Origin of the sequence: Candidatus Caldatribacterium sp. (genome assembly GCA_014359405.1) — a bacterium.
In the GTDB taxonomy this organism is placed as follows: domain Bacteria; phylum Atribacterota; class Atribacteria; order Atribacterales; family Caldatribacteriaceae; genus Caldatribacterium; species Caldatribacterium oleiphilum.
Genome location: JACIZN010000133.1, coordinates 1 through 4,672, shown reverse-complemented (window position 1 = coordinate 4,672; position 4,672 = coordinate 1). Strand labels below are relative to the sequence as shown.

Here is a 4,672-nt window from a genome sequence, read left to right as displayed (position 1 = left end):
GTGGAGCGATGGGAGACCAAGGCTTATGCCCTTTTGGCGTTTCTTCGTCATCCCAAGCCCATCCGGCGGTACTTGTACACCACGAACCAACTGGAACGCTTAGCCAAGGAGGTGAAGAGGAGGACAAAAGTGGTGGAGGTGTTCTGTGGAGAGGAGGCGGTAGAAAAGCTCTTGTACTTGGTTTTGAGTCACTTGAACGAGGCCTGGGGAGCGCGAAGGCTGCGGGAATTTGCGGAAATGGAGATGGGAAGCTATCATGCTGGCTAGACACAATAAACGAGACACTATGCCTCAAGACCATAAGGGACCATCTCAAAAGGTGGACGGAAGAGGTGTATAATCGAAAGAGACCTCATTGGGGTTTAGGGAGAGGACCCCTGGGAGTACCTGAGGGATACTGGGATTGTAGAGTGTCCCACATGATGTGAACCTAAACATCTCCTTGACAGAAAGAGCGCTCACTAATACAATTTCTTATGAAGTATGAAACTGTTTCATAACTTTTTCGAAAAAGGTACATCACATGCCGAAGGTGAATATCTACACCATAGCTAAAAAGGCTGGAGTCTCTCCGGCAACGGTCTCAAGAGCTTTGAACCATCCCGAGCAGGTATCTCCCGAAACGAGAGCAAGGGTTCTCCAAGCCATTGAAGAACACGCTTTCACTCCAAGTATCCTCGCTAAACGCAACGACACCATCGGTATTGTTTACGACTGGAGAGAGGGTATATTCCGTAACTACTACTTCTCTCGACTCCTCAACGGTATTTCCTCTGAGCTCCAAAAATTCAACTACAACATGCTCTTTTTTGCCCGGGACCGGTTTGCCTCTCCCCAGGAATGGCGGACATTCCTTCACCAGCATCATGTCGGGGGAGTCATCCTTGTAACCCCTCCAAAAGACGACCCGCGAATACAACCCCTTCTTGCTCTGGAGCGGGATGTGGTCGTCCTCGGATCACGTGAAGGGAGCACACACTTCGTGGACTGTGAAAACATTCAATCGACACGCATCGCCATGCAGTACCTCTTTGATCTCGGTCATCGGGCAATTGGATTCATTGGAGGAGACCTTACTCAGATTGACCACGCAGAACGTTTTGGGGCTTATCGAAGTTTCCTCGAAGAGCGCGGTCTTTTCCGGGAAGAGTACGTTCATATCACCGAAGACATTCCCTCCTTTCTCTCTGGACGAGGAGGATTCGAGGGAGCGGTGAAACTCCTGAAGCTTCCATTCCCTCCAACAGCCATCTTTGTGGGAAGCGGGAATTGCCTCCTTGGGGTTCTCCAAGGCCTTCAGAGCATGGCAAAACGCGTTCCCGACGATGTCTCCATTGTCTGCTTCGACGACCTCGAAGAGATCGTTCCCGGCATCACTTCTATTCGACAGCCCATCGAGCGTATGGGCCGGGTTGCCGCAGAAATTCTTGTTCGCCAGATGATGAAAGGCGATGGAACCCCAGAGCCTGAGCAGAGAATTCTTCCTTGCCAGTTTATCCCTCGAGGATCAGTTAGAAATCTCTTCCAAGGAAGGGGGTGAAGGACGGAAAGAAAAGACTCTCCTTTGCGTGAGAAGCTTCTTCCAAAAAACCAAAAGAAAGGGGGAAGACCAATGCGGAGACTGGGGTTCGTCGTTTTGGCGCTTCTTTTCTTCCTTGTGTGGGGAGCTGGGGCTCAGGAGAAAATCACTCTACAGTTCTGGCATACCTACAGCCTCGCTGAGATTAAGGTGCTTACTGAACAGGTTGAGCGGTACATGCAGGAGAATCCCCACGTTCAGATCCAGCTCACAAACATTCCCTTCGAGCAACGGGCAACGATGATCATCAACGCCATTAAAGGAGGAACTCCTCCGGATCTCTACCGAGGCGATATGCCAATGCAGTTTGAAATTGCTCGTCTTGACGCAGCTTTGCCCCTCGAAGAGTACATCAAAAAGTACGATCCCGAGATGCTCACCGATGTACCTCAAAATGTCTGGGACATGTGCACCTATCAGGGGAAGGTTATAGCAATTCCAGAAGACTTCTTTGTGCCAGTTATCTACTACAACAAGGATCTTTTCCGGGAAGCAGGAATTGATTCCTTCCCCACCACCTGGGAAGCCCTGATTGAGGCTGCGAAAAAGCTCCACAAACCCAGAGAGGGAAAATTCGGCATTGAATGGATGTCCTGGGGTGATGGCCCGTACTGGTCAACGGGAGCGCTTTTCCTCTCCAATGGAGGCGGTTTCGTCGAGGACGGCAAAGTAGTTTTTGCCAGCGAAAACAATGCCAAAACCTTCGAGCTTCTCCAGGAACTCTTCAAGTACACCCCACCAGGCCTCTCGACCTTCGGGTACGATGATTGGGATAAGGCTTTCTACCTCGGTAAGGTCGGCATACAACTTGGAAACGGTTCCTGGAGCATTGGCAACTACCGCGAGCTCGCCCCAAATCTCAACTATGCCATCGCACCATATAACATCGTTGGGCCCATGGGAACAGAGCCCGTTGTGCCAGGACATGGAGTCTGCTTCTACATGGTCATGAAGGGCACAAAGTATCCCGAGGAAGCAACGAAGGTGCTTACCTGGCTTGTAAACCCTGAGAACCACTACGAATGGTGCGAGAAGCTCTGGCACACTCCAGTGCGAACCTCCACTTTCGCCCGCTCGTTCTTCGATGACCCGCGTTTCGATGCCTTTAAGTTCGAACTCACCAGGGCCAAAGCTATCTTCACCGGCGACGTTGCTACAGTCTTTAATCCCCTCATTGCTGAGACTTTCAGGCGTGTTTTCTGGGATATCGTAGAAGGTGGTGCTGACATCAAGGAAACTCTTGAAAACGGTGCTAAAGAGATGGAAAAAGTCCTCGCCGAGCTTGGGAAATGAGGCGCATACCCCTCCGGGTGTGCCCGGAGGGGTATGGAGGAGGAAAAACCATGGTATTCCGAAGACACGTGCACTGGTTGCTTTTCGTGCCTCTTGGTGCTTTCCTTCTTATCGCCTTCCTCTACCCGATGCTTTATCAAGTTATCCTGAGCTTTGAAGAACACACCCTGTATACCACGGAACCGCATTTTGTCGGCCTCCGCAATTACTCCGCCGTTATCAAGGACCCGGTGTTTTTCATTGCACTTAAAAATGCGCTTATCTGGACCGCTTTATCGGTCCTCTTCCAGGTTGCCCTTGGTCTTCTTACCGCTTTACTCCTGAATGTCCCTCAAAAAGGGTACAGGGTCTTTCGAAACTTAAGCCTCCTTCCCTTCGTCCTTCCCCCCGTTGCGATTGCCGTCACCTGGAAATGGCTCTATAACCCCCTCTATGGACTCATCAACTACCTCGTGGTTCTTTTCGGTGGGGAACCAGTGAATTTCTTGGGAAGGAACCTCGCATTGTACTCGGTCACCTGGGTGAACATCTGGAAGGCTTTTCCCTTCTACGCTCTTTTTGCCCTTGCCGGCCTCCAGTCCATCTCCCAGGAAATCTACGAAGCGGCACGCATTGACGGAGCGACTTCCTTCAACATTTTCCGATACATTACCCTTCCTCTAATCCGGCCACTTCTCCTTGTCATGGCTCTTTTCGCTACCGTATGGACCTTTAATTACTTCGACCTCATCTATTCCATGACTCAGGGTGGTCCAGGGCATACCACAGAAATCCTTGCAACCCTCGCTTACAAAACGGTCTTTCTAAAGCTTCGTTTTGACCATGCAGCCACAATAGGCGTTTTCATGTTTCTCGTGAACCTTACCCTGAGCCTTGCCATCCTTTCCCTACTGAGGAGGAGTGAAACATGAGGAGGGGAACCCCTCTTGTAGCGTTATACTACGTACTTGTGGTGTTACTTTTGGGGGTCATCCTCGTTCCTATCTATTGGCTCATCATGCCCTCCTTTCTCCCCACGAGTGAAATGTTTGCCTTTCCACCACACCTTGTTCCCCGCTCTTTCACACTGAAAAATTACTACGATCTTGTTGTGACATACCCCAAAACGGTAACCATCGACATGCTCCTTTATCTGCGCAATTCCTTCATCGCCTGTGGCACTGCAAGTTGCATAGTACTCGTTATAAGCACTCTTGCTGGATATGCTTTAGCTCGTTTCTCCTTTCGAGGTAAAGGAACTCTCCGAACAACTATTCTCCTCACCCAGATGATGCCAGCAGTACTCTTTTTCATCCCCATATACCTTTTTATGAAACGCCTTGGGCTTGTGAACAACCTCCTTGCTCTTGTCCTCATGTACCCAGGCATGGTTGCTCCGTTCAGTACGCTCATCAGCGAGGCATACATTGCGAGCATCCCCCGAGAAATAGAGGAAAGCGCTCTTCTTGATGGGGCAGGCATTGGAACTATTCTTTTCCGCATCATTTTCCCTCTTTCCGCTCCAATGGTTGTAGCCATCCTCATATACTCCTTTGTCTGGATGTGGAACGACCTCATTATTTCCCTCGTCCTCTGCCACGCTAACGAAGTTCGCACTGCAAGTGTCGGGCTCTTTAGCTTTATTGGTGCAGCAACGGTAGAATGGGGCGGACTTTTAGCGGGGACTGTCCTTTGCATTCTCCCACCCCTTGTGCTCTTCGCTCTCTTCCAAAAGTTCATTGTCCAGGGTATCTTAGCCGGGAGCTTGAAAACATAGGAAGGAGGCTCGTACATGTACAGAATTTCCCTCGATGGCTCATG

The 4,672-nt window shown here is 50.3% G+C and carries 5 protein-coding genes; all 5 read left to right on the top strand.

Annotated elements, in window-relative coordinates:
• On the top strand, positions 1–267 hold a 267-nt coding region (locus tag H5U36_09040), incomplete at its 5' end, for a transposase (protein MBC7218262.1).
• Positions 268–523: 256 nt separating this feature from the next.
• Complete coding sequence (locus H5U36_09035; GenBank protein MBC7218261.1) at positions 524–1,540, top strand: LacI family DNA-binding transcriptional regulator; 1,017 nt, start codon at positions 524–526, stop codon at positions 1,538–1,540.
• Positions 1,541–1,612: 72 nt separating this feature from the next.
• Positions 1,613–2,872, top strand: a complete 1,260-nt coding sequence (locus H5U36_09030; GenBank protein ID MBC7218260.1) for an extracellular solute-binding protein — start codon at positions 1,613–1,615, stop codon at positions 2,870–2,872.
• Between the two features lie 50 nt (positions 2,873–2,922).
• Positions 2,923–3,783 carry a sugar ABC transporter permease gene (locus tag H5U36_09025; GenBank protein ID MBC7218259.1) on the top strand — a complete coding sequence of 287 codons (861 nt, stop codon included), beginning with the start codon at positions 2,923–2,925 and terminating at the stop codon, positions 3,781–3,783.
• A complete protein-coding gene (locus H5U36_09020) occupies positions 3,780–4,628 on the top strand; it encodes a carbohydrate ABC transporter permease (GenBank protein MBC7218258.1) in 849 nt (282 codons plus the stop codon). Before H5U36_09025 ends, H5U36_09020 begins: the two co-directional genes overlap by 4 nt.
• Positions 4,629–4,672 lie beyond the last annotated feature (44 nt).